The 17,634-nt window shown below is 51.1% G+C and carries 17 protein-coding genes; 8 read left to right on the top strand and 9 right to left on the bottom strand.

Annotated features, from left to right (window positions below; genetic code table 11):
- Nucleotides 1–111: 111 nt before the first annotated feature.
- From Poly59_RS18475 to Poly59_RS18465, 3 genes are read right to left on the bottom strand one after another with little or no spacing between them, the layout of a single operon-like run.
- Nucleotides 112–3,816, bottom strand: a complete 3,705-nt coding sequence (locus Poly59_RS18475) for a DUF6079 family protein (protein ID WP_146535598.1) — start codon at nucleotides 3,814–3,816, stop codon at nucleotides 112–114.
- Between the two features lie 26 nt (nucleotides 3,817–3,842).
- Nucleotides 3,843–4,313, bottom strand: a complete 471-nt coding sequence (brxF, locus tag Poly59_RS18470) for a BREX-3 system P-loop-containing protein BrxF (RefSeq protein ID WP_146536085.1) — start codon at nucleotides 4,311–4,313, stop codon at nucleotides 3,843–3,845.
- 54 nt (nucleotides 4,314–4,367) lie between these two features.
- Nucleotides 4,368–4,598 carry a MerR family transcriptional regulator gene (locus Poly59_RS18465; RefSeq protein WP_246151754.1) on the bottom strand — a complete coding sequence of 77 codons (231 nt, stop codon included), beginning with the start codon at nucleotides 4,596–4,598 and terminating at the stop codon, nucleotides 4,368–4,370.
- 119 nt (nucleotides 4,599–4,717) lie between these two features.
- On the opposite strand from Poly59_RS18465, the gene Poly59_RS18460 reads away from it, so the two are divergent.
- From Poly59_RS18460 to Poly59_RS18430, 7 genes are all read left to right on the top strand, one after another.
- Nucleotides 4,718–6,085 (top strand): DUF4365 domain-containing protein, encoded by a 1,368-nt coding sequence (locus Poly59_RS18460; protein WP_186776370.1) that lies wholly within the window; start codon nucleotides 4,718–4,720, stop codon nucleotides 6,083–6,085.
- On the top strand, nucleotides 6,075–7,616 hold the full coding sequence (locus Poly59_RS18455; protein WP_146535596.1) for an argonaute/piwi family protein: 1,542 nt from the start codon (nucleotides 6,075–6,077) through the stop codon (nucleotides 7,614–7,616). Before Poly59_RS18460 ends, Poly59_RS18455 begins: the two co-directional genes overlap by 11 nt.
- Before the next feature lie 85 nt (nucleotides 7,617–7,701).
- A complete protein-coding gene (locus tag Poly59_RS18450; RefSeq protein ID WP_146535595.1) occupies nucleotides 7,702–11,358 on the top strand; it encodes an AAA domain-containing protein in 3,657 nt (1,218 codons plus the stop codon).
- Entirely contained in the window at nucleotides 11,355–12,923 is a 1,569-nt protein-coding gene (locus Poly59_RS29995) for an alpha/beta hydrolase (protein WP_222436132.1), read from the top strand. Before Poly59_RS18450 ends, Poly59_RS29995 begins: the two co-directional genes overlap by 4 nt.
- Nucleotides 12,924–12,947: 24 nt before the next feature.
- Nucleotides 12,948–13,115, top strand: a complete 168-nt coding sequence (locus tag Poly59_RS18440; protein WP_146535594.1) for a DUF2256 domain-containing protein — start codon at nucleotides 12,948–12,950, stop codon at nucleotides 13,113–13,115.
- A complete protein-coding gene (locus tag Poly59_RS18435) occupies nucleotides 13,112–13,309 on the top strand; it encodes a hypothetical protein (protein WP_146535593.1) in 198 nt (65 codons plus the stop codon). Before Poly59_RS18440 ends, Poly59_RS18435 begins: the two co-directional genes overlap by 4 nt.
- Before the next feature lie 21 nt (nucleotides 13,310–13,330).
- Nucleotides 13,331–13,513, top strand: coding sequence for a hypothetical protein (locus Poly59_RS18430; protein WP_146535592.1), 183 nt, complete (start codon nucleotides 13,331–13,333; stop codon nucleotides 13,511–13,513).
- A 45-nt stretch (nucleotides 13,514–13,558) separates the two neighbouring features.
- Here the strand turns inward: Poly59_RS18430 and Poly59_RS18425 are convergent, their stop codons facing one another.
- The 6 genes from Poly59_RS18425 to Poly59_RS18400 all read right to left on the bottom strand — a co-directional run bounded on the left by Poly59_RS18425 (nucleotide 13,559) and on the right by Poly59_RS18400 (nucleotide 16,433).
- Nucleotides 13,559–13,984, bottom strand: coding sequence for a hypothetical protein (locus Poly59_RS18425; RefSeq protein ID WP_146535591.1), 426 nt, complete (start codon nucleotides 13,982–13,984; stop codon nucleotides 13,559–13,561).
- A gap of 44 nt (nucleotides 13,985–14,028) precedes the next feature.
- Nucleotides 14,029–14,559, bottom strand: a complete 531-nt coding sequence (locus Poly59_RS18420; protein ID WP_146535590.1) for a DUF6933 domain-containing protein — start codon at nucleotides 14,557–14,559, stop codon at nucleotides 14,029–14,031.
- 78 nt (nucleotides 14,560–14,637) lie between these two features.
- Nucleotides 14,638–15,231 (bottom strand): helix-turn-helix domain-containing protein, encoded by a 594-nt coding sequence (locus Poly59_RS18415; protein ID WP_146535589.1) that lies wholly within the window; start codon nucleotides 15,229–15,231, stop codon nucleotides 14,638–14,640.
- 96 nt (nucleotides 15,232–15,327) lie between these two features.
- Nucleotides 15,328–15,720, bottom strand: coding sequence for a TspO/MBR family protein (locus tag Poly59_RS18410; protein WP_146535588.1), 393 nt, complete (start codon nucleotides 15,718–15,720; stop codon nucleotides 15,328–15,330).
- The gene (locus Poly59_RS18405) at nucleotides 15,721–15,975 is read right to left on the bottom strand and encodes a hypothetical protein (RefSeq protein WP_146535587.1); all 255 of its coding nucleotides are present in this window, start codon (nucleotides 15,973–15,975) and stop codon (nucleotides 15,721–15,723) included.
- 44 nt (nucleotides 15,976–16,019) lie between these two features.
- On the bottom strand, nucleotides 16,020–16,433 hold the full coding sequence (locus tag Poly59_RS18400; RefSeq protein ID WP_146535586.1) for a hypothetical protein: 414 nt from the start codon (nucleotides 16,431–16,433) through the stop codon (nucleotides 16,020–16,022).
- 397 nt (nucleotides 16,434–16,830) lie between these two features.
- On the opposite strand from Poly59_RS18400, the gene Poly59_RS18395 reads away from it, so the two are divergent.
- Nucleotides 16,831–17,310 (top strand): hypothetical protein, encoded by a 480-nt coding sequence (locus tag Poly59_RS18395; protein ID WP_146535585.1) that lies wholly within the window; start codon nucleotides 16,831–16,833, stop codon nucleotides 17,308–17,310.
- Nucleotides 17,311–17,634 lie beyond the last annotated feature (324 nt).

Here is a 17,634-nt window from a genome sequence, read left to right as displayed (position 1 = left end):
TGCCTTGGTGTTTGTAGTTTTTTCGTTTCGTGGTTGTCTCAGTCAGGTGGAGGTTAGTCAGTGACCAACTTCAGGGTTTTGCAGCAACTTAGTCAGTGACCAAGTTTGCGTCTATTTTTCTTCCTCGATGACGATGCGGACTTTTTCAACTTCCTTGCCACGAGTCATTTCTGTCACGAACTCATCGAACCGCTTACGAAACTGATCGACGGTACAGGACGCACTGCCATCACTTAGCTTGCCAATCAAATCGCCCGGCTTCACTTTGATGGGGGTCAGTCCCTCAAGCGCACTGTGGATTCCTTGGACGAGTTCCGTGCTGATTGTCTTGGGAAGACCGCCATCCTTGATCAGCTTCTTGACCGCTTTCTTCTGAGCGTCATCAAGTAGTTCGATGCTTTCGCTGACGGTTGGATCGCCAAGATCGGAGAGGATCGTTTCGGCCCAGCTATCGAGCAGCTTGTCGATCTCTTCATCAATCCCGTCCAGCACTACAGCGCCGGTTGCTGAGCTTTTCTCGTCACTTGGGCGAAAAGCACAATGCGGACACACAGAGTTTGTGTTCAGATCGTCCTTGATCAGCGAGTAACACGGTTTCAGTTTCCCGAGTCGTCCTTGCAGATCGGTCAGGCTGCTGTGCGACAGAACGGAGATGCCAGCGAGTTTGCCAAGCCGGTCAAGACGAGCATCCTTTTCAAGCTTTCGCTTCTTCTCTTCTTCGTTGACGCCGAGTCGGCTCTTCTTGTGCAGATCAAGATAGTGCTCCTGATATTCCTTCTTGCACTTTTCAATGGCCTGAACCAATTTCTGCCGGAAACTTGGATCGCTTCGTTTCACTGCGTCACGAAGCTGCGGTTGCCAGTCGTTGCACAGCTTCTCTGACTTTGCGATCCACGGATCACCTGATGGCAAGGCAGAACCTGCCATCGTCAAGTACGAGGTCAGCGGCATCAGTTCGCCGACTAGCAAGTTTGTCGCTTCCAATTCGCCAAGCAGATCAAGGCTGACTGCATACGCTTTCACATCATCCACCGAGGCCGAGAAGTTCTTGAGCTTCCCCGGAGTGTTGAACGCCTGCAACTTTTCCAGAAAAGCTTGGAAGTTATCCAGTTGCTGGCGATATTCATTTCGCTTTTCCAGCGGAATCAATTCATGGCCCCAGCAAGGCAGGCCGGATTGTGCGTGCTGCTTGGCAACAACAACTCGCTTGACGATCCCTGATGTCTTTTCATGGAGTTGGCGAATGGCATCTTCACGAGTGTTGGGATCTCGAATGATGCCTTCGGGAAGACCGACCAACTCGAACAGTGCGACAAGTGATGCAAGTGGGATGTCTTTGGGGCGTTCTACATGACGAAACTTGCAAAAGTCATCGACTGGCTTTTTGCCTGCATCGGAAAGCGACGAGGCATCAACGGCTTCTTTCCCAACGAGCCGCAATGTGATGTCGCCGCTATGAACGAGAGACAACAAAACCAGAACGAAGAGTTCGGGCTCCAGCTTGTATTGGCTTTCCAATTCGACGTTGGCGTACTTTTCTTCGAGAAGCTCGTTGCGATTGAGCACTTGCCCCGATGGTTTGGCGTCGAGTTTCTTGATGACCGATTTGCCATACCGTGAATCGTGGGGACGAACCTTGTCACCGTCGATAAGCTCAAGTCCGTCAAGGATTGCCGTCGCTAGATTGTTTTGCAGACCACCGGACAACGCACGAATGCCGCTCACAACCGCATCTTCGATATTGTCGCTGGTCAGCCGAACGGAAAACTTCGGGTACTCGGGGTAGCGTTCTTCAAACGTTGGCTCAAGTGCGACTGTCCCGACAAGGTTGACCAATTCACGAACGGTCATGTTGCCGGTCTTCTGACCTTTCAGGAATTCCAGCATCTTCTTCGACACACCCTGATGAATGACATCGAAGGCCGTCAACATATTGTTCCGCAGCCATGTCGTCAGTGCCTTCAGGTGTGAGTCTGCTTTGTCGAGGTAGTTCTTCTTCGTTGCAGCACCAGCCGTTGCCGCCATTGCCTGAGCACCTGCGTACAAACGCAAGGCTCGGTCAAATGCTTCGTCAGGATGCTTCAAGATGAAGAAGACTTCATCGGCAAGGTTGTCTTCCCAGTTTTTCTTTGGCCGTTCAAACGGCTGCATGAAATACAGATAGAAGTCACGAGGCGGTTGGGCCGTCGAGCGTTCGTTGGGAGCGCCGAAGAACAGATACCCTCGACGGAACATCTTGTGGGATTGCCAATCGACTTCGTGCTCCCAGATGCGATAGCCGGGGACATACTCGGGACGGTCCACGCATTCCATGACTCGCTTGAGTGCATCGAAGTAATAGCGGTCAAGTTCACTTTTAGAGAGGCTTTCCGAACGCTTTTCGATCTCGGTGTCGTAGTCAATGTTCTTTTCGAGATCGAGGTAATACTGATCGTTCTCTTTGTTGTGAGTGATGAACTGGCCGCTCATCGTTTTGACGATTTCATTCAGACACGATTGGACGGTCGTCTTCAGGAACTCGCTGTTTTTTTCCGGTAATGATTCGTGATAGAGACATAGGTCATCACGGATTTCGCTGGCGGTGGGTCCGATTTTGGCGTGAATGTCGTCGGTGGTTAGGCGATGCACTGAAAGACCGTGGCTAACTCGCAATGCCATTGGCGTGTAAGCCTTGCGAGTGAATGCCTGTTTGATGCGATTCTCCAAGACACCGCTTTTGTCGATCACGTCTCGAACGTCTGGAAGTGAACGAATCGAAGCATTGTCCCGCAGGTGACTCCAGTAGGAGTCGTAACTTACGAGGCCGGTTTCATTCTCCGGGATGTCTGTCTCCAGTAGTCGCCGCATTTCGGCACTGAGTGTTTTGAGAATCTCTCGCTTCTCAGCAATCGAGATCAACTCAAACTTCTCAAGGTAGGCCGGGTGAATCGGATAGAGCATGACAAACTCATCCAATCGTTCGGCCATGGAGTCGTAGAGTGGTGTGAACTTTTCGAGATGCTCACGAATCCACGCTCTCTGTTTATCGTTTTTGGTCAGCAGACGTTCGGCCACGACAAAGGCTACGTCCTGTCGAACAATTCGGAGTTGATCGAATCTGTCTTTGACTCGCCGAATACTCTCAGCCACGAATTGGAATCGAGGATTGTCGAATAGGGCTTCCTGAAGACCAGCCAAGAATCGGAACTTCAGATTGGCACAAACTTCTCCGACTTCTCGCAGGAAATTCAAGTCAAGGATGACTTCCTGATCGTTGCGGCTTCGCAGATAGTCCAAGAGTTCGTCCACAAACATCAGCAACCCGTGGTCGGGATACTTCTCGTGAAACTTACCCATCATCTCCGTCAGTCCGTCTTTGTTGTTACGGACCTTGGCGGCTGGAGGAAACGAGAATGTCACTCCCATGTCTTTCAGATGGTCTTCCAGTTCGCCACAGATGATGTCACGCAATCCCATCTGGGTTGCGCCAATCTCGCTACGAATTACCTTGAACCGGCCAGCGATTGGCTTAGCGGCTTTCGCAACGGCTTTGTTGCGGCAGGCACCAGAGAGGTCTTCATGCTCAGCCAGTGCTGAGAGGAACGACATCAAGTGGGATTTACCCGTTCCATAATTGCCGACGATCAAGATGCCTTTGTTGTCAGCAGGCTTGTCGAATTGAAGGTTGGGGAACACAACGTCCGACAATTGCTCGGCCATGCGATTTGAGATCACGAACGTTTCAACCAGACTCTTCGCCTTGTCGGGCGAGTCGGCTTCACGCAACTGGATGATGGATTCGATGGGCTCGAAGTCGATCAGGTCTTTGTATTTCATGTTTTCAATCAATGGCTGGCTGTTGTCTATTTCGTGGCCGACACAACGGCGACATCAATATCCCGATAGGACTTGTATTCGGGGTGGTCAGGTTCGGCATAACTCAACGTCCCATCGTGGAAAGTGCCGTTCCATGAGGCGATCAGTGTTGTGTTGCGGCTGTGCCCTTTCAAGAGTCGAAGCGGGTCAACCTTCAGGGCGGGATCAAAAAGCACTTCGATATCGTCAAGGGCGATCAGATCGCCGTCGCAGCCTTCAACCAGTTCACCAAAAAGTCGATCCACCTTGGCAGGACGCTTGCTACGTGGGAGTTCCAACAACTTCTGGCTGAGTCCGAGGTTCACGTTAATGAACGAGCAGGTTCGATTTTCACATATCTTTTTGAGCAGCGTTGTTTTGCCGCTACCGCCTTCAGCGACGAGCAGCACAAGACGGTTGAACAGACCGCTGGCCTGCTCAATCGCTTCGTTCAATTTCCCGATGTCCGCTCCCGGCATTTTGCTCACGCTGCTTGTTGTTTCTGAAAACTGGTTGCACGAATCCTGCAATTTCTATTTCGTTTTGCTGCTCGAAGAATCGGGCGGCTCCTGCAACTGCTGAAGCAGCGCATCGAGTTCCTCTTTCTTGAACAGTCGATAGCCATTCACCGGATGTCGGTGAGCGACAATCTTTCCTGCGTTCTCCCAGTTGCGGAGCGTGTTTGGTGACACGCCGAGGTAATCCGCAGCTTCAGAGATACGCAGGAAGTCCCGTAAATTTTCCACCTCGGTCTCCTTGAACAATGTGGCCCCATTCGGTCCACGCCACGACCTTGGTAAACCTTACCAAAGTGCGTTATACTTGTCGATCAGGTGCGGCACAGGAATCCGTACCAGAATCCTTCGAGGGAGTGAAAGCAACGATGGCGAAAAATGTTCCGGTTACGAAGTTCACGGAACTGCGTGGGCTGGATCGAATTTCAGTCATCACACACGAGATGAACTGCATCTTTCGTGTGATTTCGCAGGATGACGTTGGCATCGACGGCGAGATTGAAGTCGTCACGCCAAAAGCGGACGGCAACGGTTTCGAGACAAGCGGTGGCATCATCAAGGTGCAAGCCAAATCAGGCAGCAGCTACATCAAGAAAGATCACGGACCAACTTTCGCAACTCCCGTCCGCATCGACGATCTCGAATACTGGAACAGATGCACGTTCCCCGTATTCTTCATCGTGTATCACCCCGATGACGATGCGCTGTACTACAAAGAGATCAAAACCTACATCCGAGAAACGGCTGACGTATGGCAGACGCCGCTGGAAGTCGTGTTCGACAAAGCGACCGACATCTTTACTGCGGACACAAAGGAAAACGTGTGCGAGTACGCAGCAGTTAGCCCACCTCGCATTTCGTTCGACCAGCAGGAACGTCTTTACTCGAACCTGTTGCCAGTCAAGCGATTGCCGAAGACGCTGACGTATGCCAAGACCCGTCGCAAATCGGCGACTCGAATCCGAGAGGAGATTAAGGGCTACAAGCCACCGTTTTGCATTCACGACGGACGCCTTTACACGTTGTCCGATTTGCACCACGAAATGAATGTGCTTCGTGAAGTGTGCGATGTGAAGACAATCGGCCAGATGCCGTTTGCGGATTGGCTCGACGACTTCGATTTGCGCAACAACCTTGTTTTCATGATCAACCAATTGTTTGGCAACCACTGCCACCACTGTGGCTTGGCCTACAACCGGGACTTTAGGCGGACGTATTTTCCACGTGAGACCGAAAGCGATGCTGACAAGAGTTTTACCCGAACATGGACGAGTCCTCGGACTAAGCGAGACGCACCGCCTCGAACTGTTGTTCAGTTCTATGAGTATGGGACGTTCAAGTTCTGGCGACATTTAGCGGCTGAGTTCCGGTTCGAGCAATTCGGTAGCAAGTGGTTTCTGAGAGTTACTCCCAAGTTTCTGTTTACGGATGACGGCAAGAAGGTATGTAACCCGGCGTTGGTTGGACCATACACGACCAGACTCAAGGCAATGGAACACAATCCGCAAGTCTTGAACCACGTTCTCTTTTGGGGACAAACACTTGCGAATGGCCGACCACGAATCGAGATGACCCTATTCGGGGAGACTCTCGTTGTAATTGAGCCTGAACCAGCAACGGTCATCGCCGATTTTGCAATTCCCTATGATCCGGCAACTCACGAAGAGGAACCAGCATCTCCTCAGTTGACTCTGTTCGGTTTAGAGGACACGGAGGACGAACAGGATGAGCATTAGGATTGATTACCTCAAGGAACCGAAACTGCAATTCGGAAATTACTTTGAGCACCAAGACACCAAGACGGGACTGGCTGAGTTTGGCCCGTTTGGGAAAAACATTGCCGGTCTCCATCCGTCTGAAATCAAGATGGGTTTCATAGGCACTCGTGAAACCATCGCTGGTGCGAAGGAATGGCTCGAAGAATGTGGATCGGAAATTGAGAGCGAGAACTCGAAGGTCATCAAAGCCAAGATCAATGAGGCCGACAATTTGCCGAGCTTGTTTGGTCAGGGGATTTTTGAGGACGAGCACATCCATGAACCAATCGTACGGCTGTATAAGATTCTGAACCGTGACTTCATTGGCTTTTCAAAGGAGTCTGAGTTCGACTCGTGTTTCCAAATGAATGACAGGTGGGATCGCTCGATCCGACAGGAAGAGATCAACAAGACGCTAGGCATTGAAGACAAGCAGCGGCGGATTTGGGAACTCGTCGAACTCTTTGATAGTCAGATCAAGAGTCTCGCCGAAACAAGCCCGGCACCGGATATCATTGTCCTCGCCCTGACTCCCGAGATCGTAGATGAAGCCTACACGGTTCAAATCACCGGCAACTTTCACCTCAACTTCCGGCGTGCAATCAAAGCCAAGGCAATGCGCTGGGGCGTGCCCATTCAACTGATTCAACGAAGTACGGTTCTCGGCAAGAAACCCAAGGGACGCAAAACACCGCTCCAAGAGAAAGCGACTCGTGCTTGGAACTTCTGCACGGCCTTGTACTACAAGGCCGAGGGAATTCCGTGGTGTCCGGTAACTGTTGAGAAGGACACATGCTTCATCGGCGTCGATTTTTACGTCGCACAAGATGGCAAGGACAACCTGACAATGCGGACCAGCGTGGCTCAGGCTTTCGACTACCTCGGGCAAGGACTTGTGCTTCGGGGCGATCCGTTTGAATGGAACTCTGATGCCAATGGAAAGAGTCCGCACATGTCTCGTGAAGGTGCAGCCCGGTTGGTCAGCGCAACGCTAAAGGAGTACGTCAACGTCCGAGGGACGCCGCCAAAGCGAGTTGTCGTTCACAAATCTTCCCGTTTCTGGGGAAGTGATCACGGCGAATTCAACGAACTCGATGGATTCATCGAAGGCATTCAAAGTGTGTTCCCCGGTTGCGACTACGATCTCGTCACGCTGACTCGATCACGCATTCGCCTCTTTCGAGAAGGCCAATATCCACCAGCACGTGGCTCCTACTTCTGTATCGAGGATGAAGCCCATTTCCTTTACACGATGGGCTTTATTCCCTACCTCGAAACATTTCCCGGCAGCTATATCCCGGAGCCATGGCAGATTGTCGAACGACACGGCAGCAGCGCTCACAAAGACTTGTTTCGTGAAGTGCTGGAATTGACCAAGATGAACGTCAACAATTGTTCGTTCGCTGACGGTACGCCGATTACGCTGTCGTTCTCGCAGAAGATCGGTGAGATCATGAAGCATGTCTCGGACGAAGACACGGTTCAGACAAGCTACCGATTTTACATGTGATATCCGCAGAGCTAATTCAATTGGTTGAGAGATAACACGACTGAAGACGAACACAATAGAGCAACACAAATAGTTGAGCGGCTGCATGTCACATGAAGAAACCGAAATCGATGAGGATGCTGCTTGCGAGTTCACGCAGGCTCGCTTCGCCATCGATTTGAATTTGCCATCGGCGGATGGAATGTCGCTTGAAGATGCGAAAAGAGCGATTCGCAAGGAATATCGAGACTCGGCCAAGTGGAAACGGTTGCGTTGTCGCAAAGTCAGTGTTGTTTCGGAGACTGAATCGGGGACGGTTTACGAACTGGAGATTGGACACGCCGTTGAGTTCAATTGGACTTGGGAAGGTTCAGTCGCCTTTCGCCCGTTGTTGCTGAAAGAATTTGAAGACTCGCAGGCGACATTCTTTGAGAACGGTTCCATTGATCCCGACATCGACGATTCGATTGTCTGGTCAGGCGAAGTGTTGGAAGTAGACGAAGCGTCCGGTCGCATCTTTATCGTCGTGAGCAACCCGGAACACCCGCCTCGCCGTGGTTCGTTTTACGTCCGCCCGTTCGAGTTTCTTGCGTTCTTGGATGCCGTCTACAACGAACCGGCATTTACTGAGATTCGGTCGATGCTTCCACCTCGACTGGCGGCTGCTAAAGGAAACATCCATCCCGACGTTAAGGAACCTGCAAATGTTGGGCTCGATCACCTGCAAGAATGGTGGCAAAAATCTTGGAGCGTCCTTTGGGGGCCACCGGGCACGGGGAAGACCTACACGACCGGTCAACAAGTGGCGAGAGTTCTTTCCGATCCAAGTGAACGTATCTTAGTTGTCTCAACGACGAATCGGGCGACAGACGCCGTTGCCGTTTCGATTGGTCGTGCTGCTGTTGGAAAAAATGTCGGACTGGAAGACGGTCAACTATTGCGGATCGGCAAAGGTGCTTCGCTGAAGCGGTTTGAAAACGAACAGTTGACAGACATGCTTCGTGGAACGGAAACCGAATTTCTTGCTCAGATCGAAACTCTCGCTGTTCAGCTTGCTCGCTCGGAGAACCCTAAGCAAAATGCGATGATCCGAAAGGAGATCAAGGAAATCCGTGAAGCCATGAACGATGCGGCTCAGCGGAACTTTCTTGATGGAAGTGTGCGTGTCGTCGTGAGTACATCCTTCAAGGCGACCACCTTCTTGAACTACGACGAAATCAAGGAGGACTTGGCCGAAGAACTCTGTCCCTTCACGACGATCTTCATTGACGAGGCTGGCCTAATGTCTCGGGTGGCGATTGCGGCCCTGTCTTTGCTTGCGAGTCGTCGAGTTGTATTGGTGGGTGACTCGAAACAGCTTGCACCGATCAGTCGAATCAGCCGCATTTTGGAACCGGCACAAGGCAACTGGCTGGCTCGCAGCGGGCTGAGCCATCTGGATCGAATCGGATCTCGGATCGATGGCGTTCACGTGCTGAGCGAGCAACGCCGAATGCACTCCGATGTTTGTGATGTCGTTTCGGCGTATCAATACGACGATTTTCTAACGACAGCGGATGACATCAAGAATCGTCCATTCAAAATACCCAACGTCTTGGCGGAACAACCGAGGGCGGTTTGGTATGTGCTCGATGAAGACACTGACGATACTCCGTCGATTCGTGCCGAACGTGGTGCCGGGAATCGGAGTTGGATTCGTAAGGCCACCCTGAAGATTCTTGCGAAGCTGTTCTCTGATCCCACGCTTCGATCTGCGGATGGTCTGTTCATTTCTCCCTTCAAGGCTCAGGCAAAGGTAGTTCATTCGTTTTTTGCGGCGAACAACTTGGAATCATGGATGGCTTCGACAGTTCACAGCCAGCAGGGTTCTGAGGCGGATGTCGTTATCTTCGATTCTGTGAATGCCGGAAGTTATGGCTGGCCGTATGACGAATGGAAACGATTGGTCAATGTGGCTCTCAGCAGGTCACGAGAAGCGATCATTGTGCTTTCAAGTCGTGCGGAGATGGAAGAGCCATACCTTCGCCCGCTGTTGAAGCATTTGTCGCCACGTATTGTCCAGAGGAACAATAATAGACTCGCTTGGACGGAGGTTCCGCTCAAGACAGATTACAAGTTACCAGCGATCCACGAAGAGAAGGCTGAGTATCAGGCGAACAAGTCGTCGTCGATTGGTACTCAGCTTGCCAAACGCAAAGACCTTCGTCCGGTTTTGTCGCACGAACAGGAACGTCTTTGTGGTCTGGAATTGGACGGCAAGCCTCGTTTGGTTCGAGGAGTTGCTGGCAGTGGAAAAACGGTCATTCTTGCCCATTGGCTGATGCAAACCGTGCAGCGACTGGATGACCCGAACGCACGTATTTGGGCCGTCTTTGCAAATCGTTCGCTCCAGTCGTTGATTGGCGAATCGATTGTTTCTGCTTGGGAGAAGGAGACAGATGGCAAGCCGTTCCCTTGGGATCGTGTTGAATTGCATCACGTGAAAGAAATCTTGGAAGTGATGCTCCCCGAAGTTGGGCTTTCGGCAAAAAGCTATGGCTTTGAGTATGACGATGCCGCCGAAGCTTACTTGGAACAGAGAGCGGCAGACCAAATCAGCGCCCGTTGCGATGCTTTGTTCATTGATGAAGCTCAGGATATGGGTCCGAATACGCTCAAGCTTCTTTCGTCCATCGTGCGGCAGAGCGATGAGTCCGACGAAAACAGTCGGTCAGTGAATATCTTCTACGACAATGCCCAGAACATCTATGGTCGGAGTACACCCAAGTGGTCGGAGCTTGGGCTTGACATGCGTGGTCGTTCAACGGTGATGAAGGAGAGCTTTCGCAGTACAAAACCGATCACCGAATTCGCACTAAACGTACTTTATCGTTTGCAGCCACCAGAAACGAATCCTGATCACAAAGAACTCGTCGCACGAGGATTGATCGAACAAACGAAACGTGAGGGAACCGACTGGTGGAACGTCCGCTTCAATCAGGTTGACGGGCCAAATCCTCAGTTCCGCCAGTTCATGAATCTTGATCAGGAATTTGACGGCATCGCCGATTACTGCCGAGAGCTTATTGCCGAGCAAGGAGTGCAGCCATCCGATATTTGCCTCATCTACAACGGTGGGAACATCAAGTATCGCTTGGAAAAACAAGTCGCTCCGGCGCTTGCTGACTTGGGAGTGGAACTTTCAGTGCAAGCCAACAAACCATTTGAGCGCAGCCACAACATCCTTCTTGCAACTACATCGCATTCTTACAAAGGGTACGACTCGGAAGTAGTCATCGTCCCCGCCGCAGACCAATACACGGCCAAGGAAAAGGGGATTCTGGCAAACAATCTGTATGTCGCTATGACTCGGGCACGTTCAATCCTGACGCTGTTTTCACAGAAAATGCGAAACAGCGATGCTGAGTTGTTGTATGAAGTAATTGAAGACTGCCTCGGCAATCTGGAAGAGCGGCCCGAGATCGAATGCGACAACAGCCCACAAGACGATTTGATTGAGATACTCGACCGAATCGGTCGTGATCACCGCAAGTGGCTTGTCGGACTCTGGAATACATACGGGATATCCCAAGAACCGCTTACGACGAAAACGGGAGAGATAATCGCTGAGCCCCTGTTTTTTGTCCGTGCAAATCAGAAACACTACGCCTGTTTCGGTTCTGAACTTCCGAGGCAAAGAGTGCGACAGCGACTCGAAGATTATGGCGTTCAATTGCTGGAGCCGGGCCAAGAAATCACTGTGCCAAAGGATTCGGGCTCGTGAAGATTCTCTTTTTGCACGGCTGGACCTCAGTGCCCGGTGGTCGCAAGCCAACGCACCTAAAGAAAGCTGGGCACGAAGTTCTCAATCCAGCATTGGACGATGACGACTTCGGTCTGGCCGTCCGCACTGCCCAAGCAGAATACGATCAACACAAACCCGACGTGATTGTGGGCAGTTCTCGTGGCGGTGCTGTTGCAGTCAACATGAGCAGCGGCGATACACCGCTCGTCCTTCTTTGCCCGGCTTGGAAGAACGGGGGAACGGGCACAACCGTCAAGCCGAACACGGTCATCCTGCATTCACGACAAGACGATGTGATCCCGTTTGCTGAATCGGAAGAACTTATTCGGAACAGCAGACTATCGGACGATACCTTGATTGAAACTGGTGCTGATCATCGACTTGCCGATCCAGAGCCGCTGAAGGCGATGCTGGCTGCTTGCGAGAATTTGGCGTGGACGGAAATCGAACGAGAACTTTTGCAAAGTGACTGGAGTGGTCTTTGCTATACCGCTGCCATGCGATGGGCAAAGGACGCCAAGAGGCTAAATTGGTGGCTTGTTCACGGTACGGTTTTCAGCGGAGCCATGGGGAAGCGGATTGATCACGCTTGGTGCGAACATCGTGACACGGTTGTTGATCTGACGATGCCAGTTGGTTCCCGAGTCTTTAGCAGAGCAACCTACTACAAAACGATTCAGCCAGATGTCACCAACAGATATTCAATCGACGATGTCTTGTTCTTGTCCATCAGAACAAGACATGACGGTCCTTGGGATGAATGCGAGCGACAAGGATATGCGGAAGTGAAAAGCATACTAGACGATCCAGCTATCAGTGGTCGCTACCTGTTTCCACAGGATCGTACCGTTGAAGACCCTTTCGTGGTCAAAGCTGATGGTGCTGAGTTGGCGTGCTTTCGGAGGATCGTCGATCCCGAAGCTTTCACGATGATTCACTTCCACGGAAACGGAGAGGCGGTTGCGGACTACGTTCCGTTCATGGCGGACGTGTTCGCTGACATGGGTCTGAACTCACTGTTTGTCGAGTATCGAGATTACGGCGGATCGACTGGAGAAGCGAAACTCGTTGCAATGCTCGGTGACGGTGAAGCAGCAATGATTGCTGCTGGAATCGAGCCAGAGAAAGCCATTGTCTTCGGTCGATCAATTGGATCGCTCTACGCCATCGAGTTAACTCATCGCCAGCCGAACATCGGTGGCTTGATCATCGAGAGCGGCATCGCCGACCCCTCAGAACGATTCCTGACTTATGCGGATTTGGAGTCGGCAGGATTCGATGAGGCCGATGTAAAGACCGAGGTTAAGCGGTTCTTCAATCACAAGCAGAAGTTGTCTGGGTACACGAAGCCATTGCTGACGCTTCACACCGAGAACGACGGATTGATCGACATTTCCCACGCCGAACGCAATCACAAGTGGTCAAGCTCACGTCAGAAGCAATTGGTTCGATTCCGAAACGGGAATCACAATTCGATTTTCCATGCGAATAAAGAAGAATACTTGAATGCTGTTGGCAATTTTGCGAATAGCGTCCAGCGTTGACTGACACTTTCGCTAGGTTTTCCCATGCCTCACAATAAACCCAACTTGCCCGAGAAACTCTGCGTCGTTTGCGGACGACCTTTCAAGTGGCGAAAAAAATGGGAGAAGGTTTGGGACGACGTTAAGTATTGCAGCGACAAGTGCCGCAAGAATCGTGACGACAAGGCGACCAACAAGTCAGGCAAATCATGAAGTTCTTTGTCGCCATTGTGGGATCGCTCCTCCTTCTGGCCGTCGCTGCATTCTGTGGGTTCGGATTTCTGGCGACGTTTGAACCGACCGGCAATGTAGCTCAGTTCATGGCCTTCAGGATTGGCTACACAGTGATCGGTTTAGGTTGTCTGGTCGGCGTTGGCTTCTTGATCGTGAATACTGTTCGAAAATGAGTTCAACTGGGGAGATTTCCAATGGACCAGAAGATTGTCAAGAAGCTCGAAAGCGAAATTGAGGGAGCGATTGCCGAAGTCATTATGAGAATGGGTTTGAAGCGACTTCCACTTCTTCCAAGTCACCAGACCATGCACTTAATGTCGAAAGCTGCGGTCACGGTCTACGAAACCGCCGTGGAGAATCGGCAAAAAGAAGATTGACCAAAGCAAACTGACCGATCTGGCATAAGTTAGCGAATCGATTCGCTACCTTTTTTCACGCAATTTCGAGGCAACCGTCGGGCTAAAGAACAAAAACAGCAAGCCCAACGGCATCAACCCACCATTCAACACGTTGTAGTCAGAACCGATTCGCTCCCAAGACAGTCCCACCACCAATCGCCCAAACAAGACTTCGAACGCCACAGTCAACACCAACCAGATCAAGCCGACGAGCAGCAGTTCATTACGTCGTTTTGCCCCGATCCAGCGGATAGTGAAGTTGGCAATTGCAAGGATGATCGACGAACCAGTGAACACGCCAATCTGATTGGAGCGGAACTCACCGATCATCGGCACCAACGCAATCGCCCGAACAATGCCGTGGATGATCTCGGCAACAATGATCAGCAACCAAACTGCCAGACTGCGGATGATGGTTCGTCGGTGATCTTTGATCTTCACTTCAGTCATTGGTCAGCCGCTTCCCGAGATCCAAGAAGATAACCCTCTCACGCTTATTCTTGCTTTCCTTCGTCAGAGCACCGATCAGCCAACTGCTTGAAGGCTTCCCTTGGCTTCCAATAGAAGTCTGATTTGCTCCGGGCAAGCGACGACAACAGGATGCCGTTGAGCCGAAACCCTACATCGTGGGGCGAGATTTCCTCCTCGGTGAGCCAGTCCTTGGCGTGATTGACCAGATCGTTCATCGATCCCGTCACCGAACGGTTCAGTGCCTTAGCAAAGCTGACCGATCCGCTATCAGGAGCAATGAATCGCTGATAGGCAAACGACTGCCCGTCGTCTTCCATGAATTCCCTAATCGTGCTCAACGCCCGCTCGATGAAACGGCTGTCGTCCGTGATGCCCGCACCGTACATCACGCACGAGTAAAGCGACTTCGTATTGCTCATGATGATGTACTGAGTGCGATCAGCGGTGAAGAGATGGCATGACCAGTCCGCATACGGGTTCTCATCGAGCGGCATCTCTGTCAACTTGCCAGCTTTGATCTTCGTGTTCAGCTTTTGAGAAAGTCGAAGAATCATCGGCCCTAATTCCAGAGTGTGATCGCAAATTGCAGCACGGTCGCAATCGCCACCAATAAAACGCAGGACATGATCTACCTAGTTCTTCCCTGTCATCACGACTTCTTGTGCGATCTCAATCACTTCATCCATGCGATCTTGGCTGCAATCGAGCAACAACGACACGGTGTATGATTCTCCTTCATGCACTTCTTCCTGACTGCCGCCGCAAGCGATTGTCTTTATTCCCACCTTCTTCAATCGTTCTTTTATTGCCTTCATCTGTCGTGGTCGCCGAGCAGCATCGTTGGCGTAGGGACTATTATCATAAAGTAAGAGGCAATCGAGATCTTCGATATGCCAGACTCCTCGACGGCTTTCAAAGTGGTTTTCGCAGGCATCGTTGGCAAAGTAGTCGGCCCATTTCTGCGCTTCTTGTCTTGTCATCTTTTTTTCCTTCCTTTGCTTTGGCCTGCCCATTTCGAGAGGCCGTGGAACCAGAGAGATTTCGTCCGAGTGAACTGTTACGCCAAGAACACGAGCTAATTGATCCAGCTTGTCCATCGTCAACCGGCCACCATTCATGAATCGTGACATAGCGGACTTATCAATGTCCGCCGCCCTCGCAATTGCGTAGGTGGAAGTTGATGACCCTTCAACCAGATCTCGAATTTGTTGGCTTAACAGTTTCATAGTGGTTGCATTATACGAAACTACTTATTCCTGTCAATGCAACTGGTTGCACAATTGACAACTACTTCGCATGGGAACTCGCCGACATCATTGATCTCAGTTCCAGAATGTGATCGCCAATTGCAGCACGGTCGCAATCGACACCCAAATCAAATACGGCACCTGCGCCACGGCGACCCATTTGTAGTGCTTCCAGATCACCACCATGATCCAGATGATCGACGCCCAAACGAGCACGATGTCTATGGCTGCCAGTAGCAGGTTCCGTAGCCCGAACTGAATTGGCGTGAAGATCAAATTGACTACGAGGTTGATGCCGAACGGTAGAGTCACCATCCACGGAACCTTCTTCCTGATGGCCTGTACAAATACGAATCCAAACGTGATCAGGATGATCGGATAAAGACACTGCCAGACGAAGCCGATTGTGGACGGTTCCGGTGTCCACGAAGGCTTCTCCAGCGAGTTGTACCAGTCGATCCAGTTCATTCATTTACTTTCTGGTGATCGGTGTTCGTAATCCTTGTTCAGAAAATCCTTCGCCTTCGCTTCCATTTCCTTAAGAACGGCGGCGAAGTCACGGTATGCCGCATCAACGGTGATGGTTTGGTTTCCCTTGCGAATCCGTGCAAACGTCCCGACAGAGAGATCCTCTCCGATTTCCAGCTTTCCACCAGACCGCAATAAGGCGGCAAGGTTCGGATATGTAGATTCTTCTGCTAGTTGATCAGAGGTTCGTTTCATTGTTAGTTCCATTCGGTTGTTGATCATGATTCAGCAGGGCTTATCTACTGACCTTCTTCCAACAACCATTCTCTCGCCCGCTCCACCAACAGCAAATCACGAGTGCATTGACGGATATCGTCCTTGCGCATGTCTTCGATCTCCTCGGCATCAAACTCGACTTCCTCTTCGCCAAGCAAGGGACTCGACATCGGCTCGAACAGTTTCGGGTCAAAGGGCTCAGCTTGCTTGGCCGTTTCGAGATACTCTGCCAACTGCCACTTCTCAAAGATTGACTTGATCTCAGAAACGAAAGCGGGAATTTCGGATCGAAAGTCTACGTTGGCTTCAGCAGCTTCCAAGAAGTTTAGAAACTTCTCGCCCACGATGTATTCCAACGCCGGTTGAACTCCGTGCTCACTTTCGATGCCACGTGCCGCTTCGCATTGATCAATCCAGATTTTGTGTTGTGTTGTCATGGCGGAAACAAGTTCTGAGAGAAAACGTGACGGATTTTCATGTAACGATCCTAGTTTAACGCAGATCACTTTTCTCAAGGAGGACAACAATGAAAGAACTTGAAGGGACCGGCGACAATTCTGAATTCAAAAACCAAAGAACACTTTTGGATTGAAAGTTGAAACTGAAATCGCTCTGTCCAACAAATGTCGATTTTGTTAAAATCCTAAACACAGTTACCGCAAAATCTACAACGACCTTACTTTCTCCACTGGCACGCCTGCGTTCACGTCCCGTGAACCTCTTAGCGTCTGCTGACTACCGGCAACGGCTCAGCTTCCCCAACTCCATCTGCGCCATCGGTGTGCGCAATGGATTTTGTAGTGAATCAAACAATAACACGGAAGGAAATGTGAGATGACACAACTTCAGGCAATGCATGGGTACAACCAACAAAGAACGCCCCAAGAAGAACTCGAACACGCCAAGCAATTAGTCATTGAGGCTGAGAGTGACTGCCGCTTCTACGAAGACAGTTTTGCCGATATCGACGACAACGCCGTCTACGAGATTCGTTCAGGAGGGTATGACAATCCCTGCTGGCTCCACAAACGGGAGATCGTCAAACGAACTCCAAAGCAGATTCGCTTGGCGGCAAAGCACGCTGGCGAGAAACAAACGTGCTTGCCACGGGAACGACTTGAATCAGGCAGGTCCGTAGCCAAAGGTGATACTTTGCGTGACCCTGTGTACGCCCTTGGCTGGGTAATGCGGACAATGTTTCAAGAACTAAAAGCCAAAAGCACACGCCGTCTGGAAGACAGCCGACGCATACTCCAGAGCGTGGAAGGAGCCATCGGTAACAGCAAGCACGACTGGAAAGAGGAAGGTTTTTGATCGGGCTGATGGGAATGCACTTCTCGGAGCCGAAGTTGCGGGTTTGCTTGAAAGGGTGTCCGCTGACCGCCTTCGGAACCGCATTTCGCCAGTATTCTGCGGCATCGTGATGCCTTATGTTTCTGGGGAATGCGAGAGATTCACGAACGCCGGGATCTCTGCACGAAAGCCTTTGTCGATTTCGCACTGCTCACTCCAGATTCGGTGTGATGCAGTCCCCGGAATTTTGCCTCATTCCGATTACAAATTTTGGACCCGAAAGTTCATTCTGTTATCGGTCTGTGTGAAAACGCTCTGGGTAAAAACCGGCATCTTTGTTACCAT

This window comes from Rubripirellula reticaptiva, assembly GCF_007860175.1.
Lineage (GTDB): Bacteria > Planctomycetota > Planctomycetia > Pirellulales > Pirellulaceae > Rubripirellula > Rubripirellula reticaptiva.
The sequence above is the reverse complement of the archived record's forward strand: the minus strand, read 5'-3'. Positions and strand labels throughout refer to the sequence as shown.

What these genes read in the sequence shown, in the direction of transcription:
- Poly59_RS18455 (WP_146535596.1), top strand. Translation starts at nt 6,075, where the DNA reads ATGAGCATTAGGATTGATTACCTCAAGGAACCGAAACTGCAATTCGGA.
- Poly59_RS18425 (WP_146535591.1), bottom strand. Translation starts at nt 13,984, where the DNA reads ATGACTGAAGTGAAGATCAAAGATCACCGACGAACCATCATCCGCAGT.
- Poly59_RS18405 (WP_146535587.1), bottom strand. Translation starts at nt 15,975, where the DNA reads ATGAAACGAACCTCTGATCAACTAGCAGAAGAATCTACATATCCGAAC.
- Poly59_RS18475 (WP_146535598.1), bottom strand. Translation starts at nt 3,816, where the DNA reads ATGAAATACAAAGACCTGATCGACTTCGAGCCCATCGAATCCATCATC.
- brxF (WP_146536085.1), bottom strand. Translation starts at nt 4,313, where the DNA reads ATGCCGGGAGCGGACATCGGGAAATTGAACGAAGCGATTGAGCAGGCC.
- Poly59_RS18450 (WP_146535595.1), top strand. Translation starts at nt 7,702, where the DNA reads ATGTCACATGAAGAAACCGAAATCGATGAGGATGCTGCTTGCGAGTTC.
- Poly59_RS18460 (WP_186776370.1), top strand. Translation starts at nt 4,718, where the DNA reads ATGGCGAAAAATGTTCCGGTTACGAAGTTCACGGAACTGCGTGGGCTG.
- Poly59_RS18415 (WP_146535589.1), bottom strand. Translation starts at nt 15,231, where the DNA reads ATGAAACTGTTAAGCCAACAAATTCGAGATCTGGTTGAAGGGTCATCA.
- Poly59_RS18430 (WP_146535592.1), top strand. Translation starts at nt 13,331, where the DNA reads ATGGACCAGAAGATTGTCAAGAAGCTCGAAAGCGAAATTGAGGGAGCG.
- Poly59_RS18410 (WP_146535588.1), bottom strand. Translation starts at nt 15,720, where the DNA reads ATGAACTGGATCGACTGGTACAACTCGCTGGAGAAGCCTTCGTGGACA.
- Poly59_RS18400 (WP_146535586.1), bottom strand. Translation starts at nt 16,433, where the DNA reads ATGACAACACAACACAAAATCTGGATTGATCAATGCGAAGCGGCACGT.
- Poly59_RS18395 (WP_146535585.1), top strand. Translation starts at nt 16,831, where the DNA reads ATGACACAACTTCAGGCAATGCATGGGTACAACCAACAAAGAACGCCC.
- Poly59_RS18435 (WP_146535593.1), top strand. Translation starts at nt 13,112, where the DNA reads ATGAAGTTCTTTGTCGCCATTGTGGGATCGCTCCTCCTTCTGGCCGTC.
- Poly59_RS18420 (WP_146535590.1), bottom strand. Translation starts at nt 14,559, where the DNA reads ATGATTCTTCGACTTTCTCAAAAGCTGAACACGAAGATCAAAGCTGGC.
- Poly59_RS18440 (WP_146535594.1), top strand. Translation starts at nt 12,948, where the DNA reads ATGCCTCACAATAAACCCAACTTGCCCGAGAAACTCTGCGTCGTTTGC.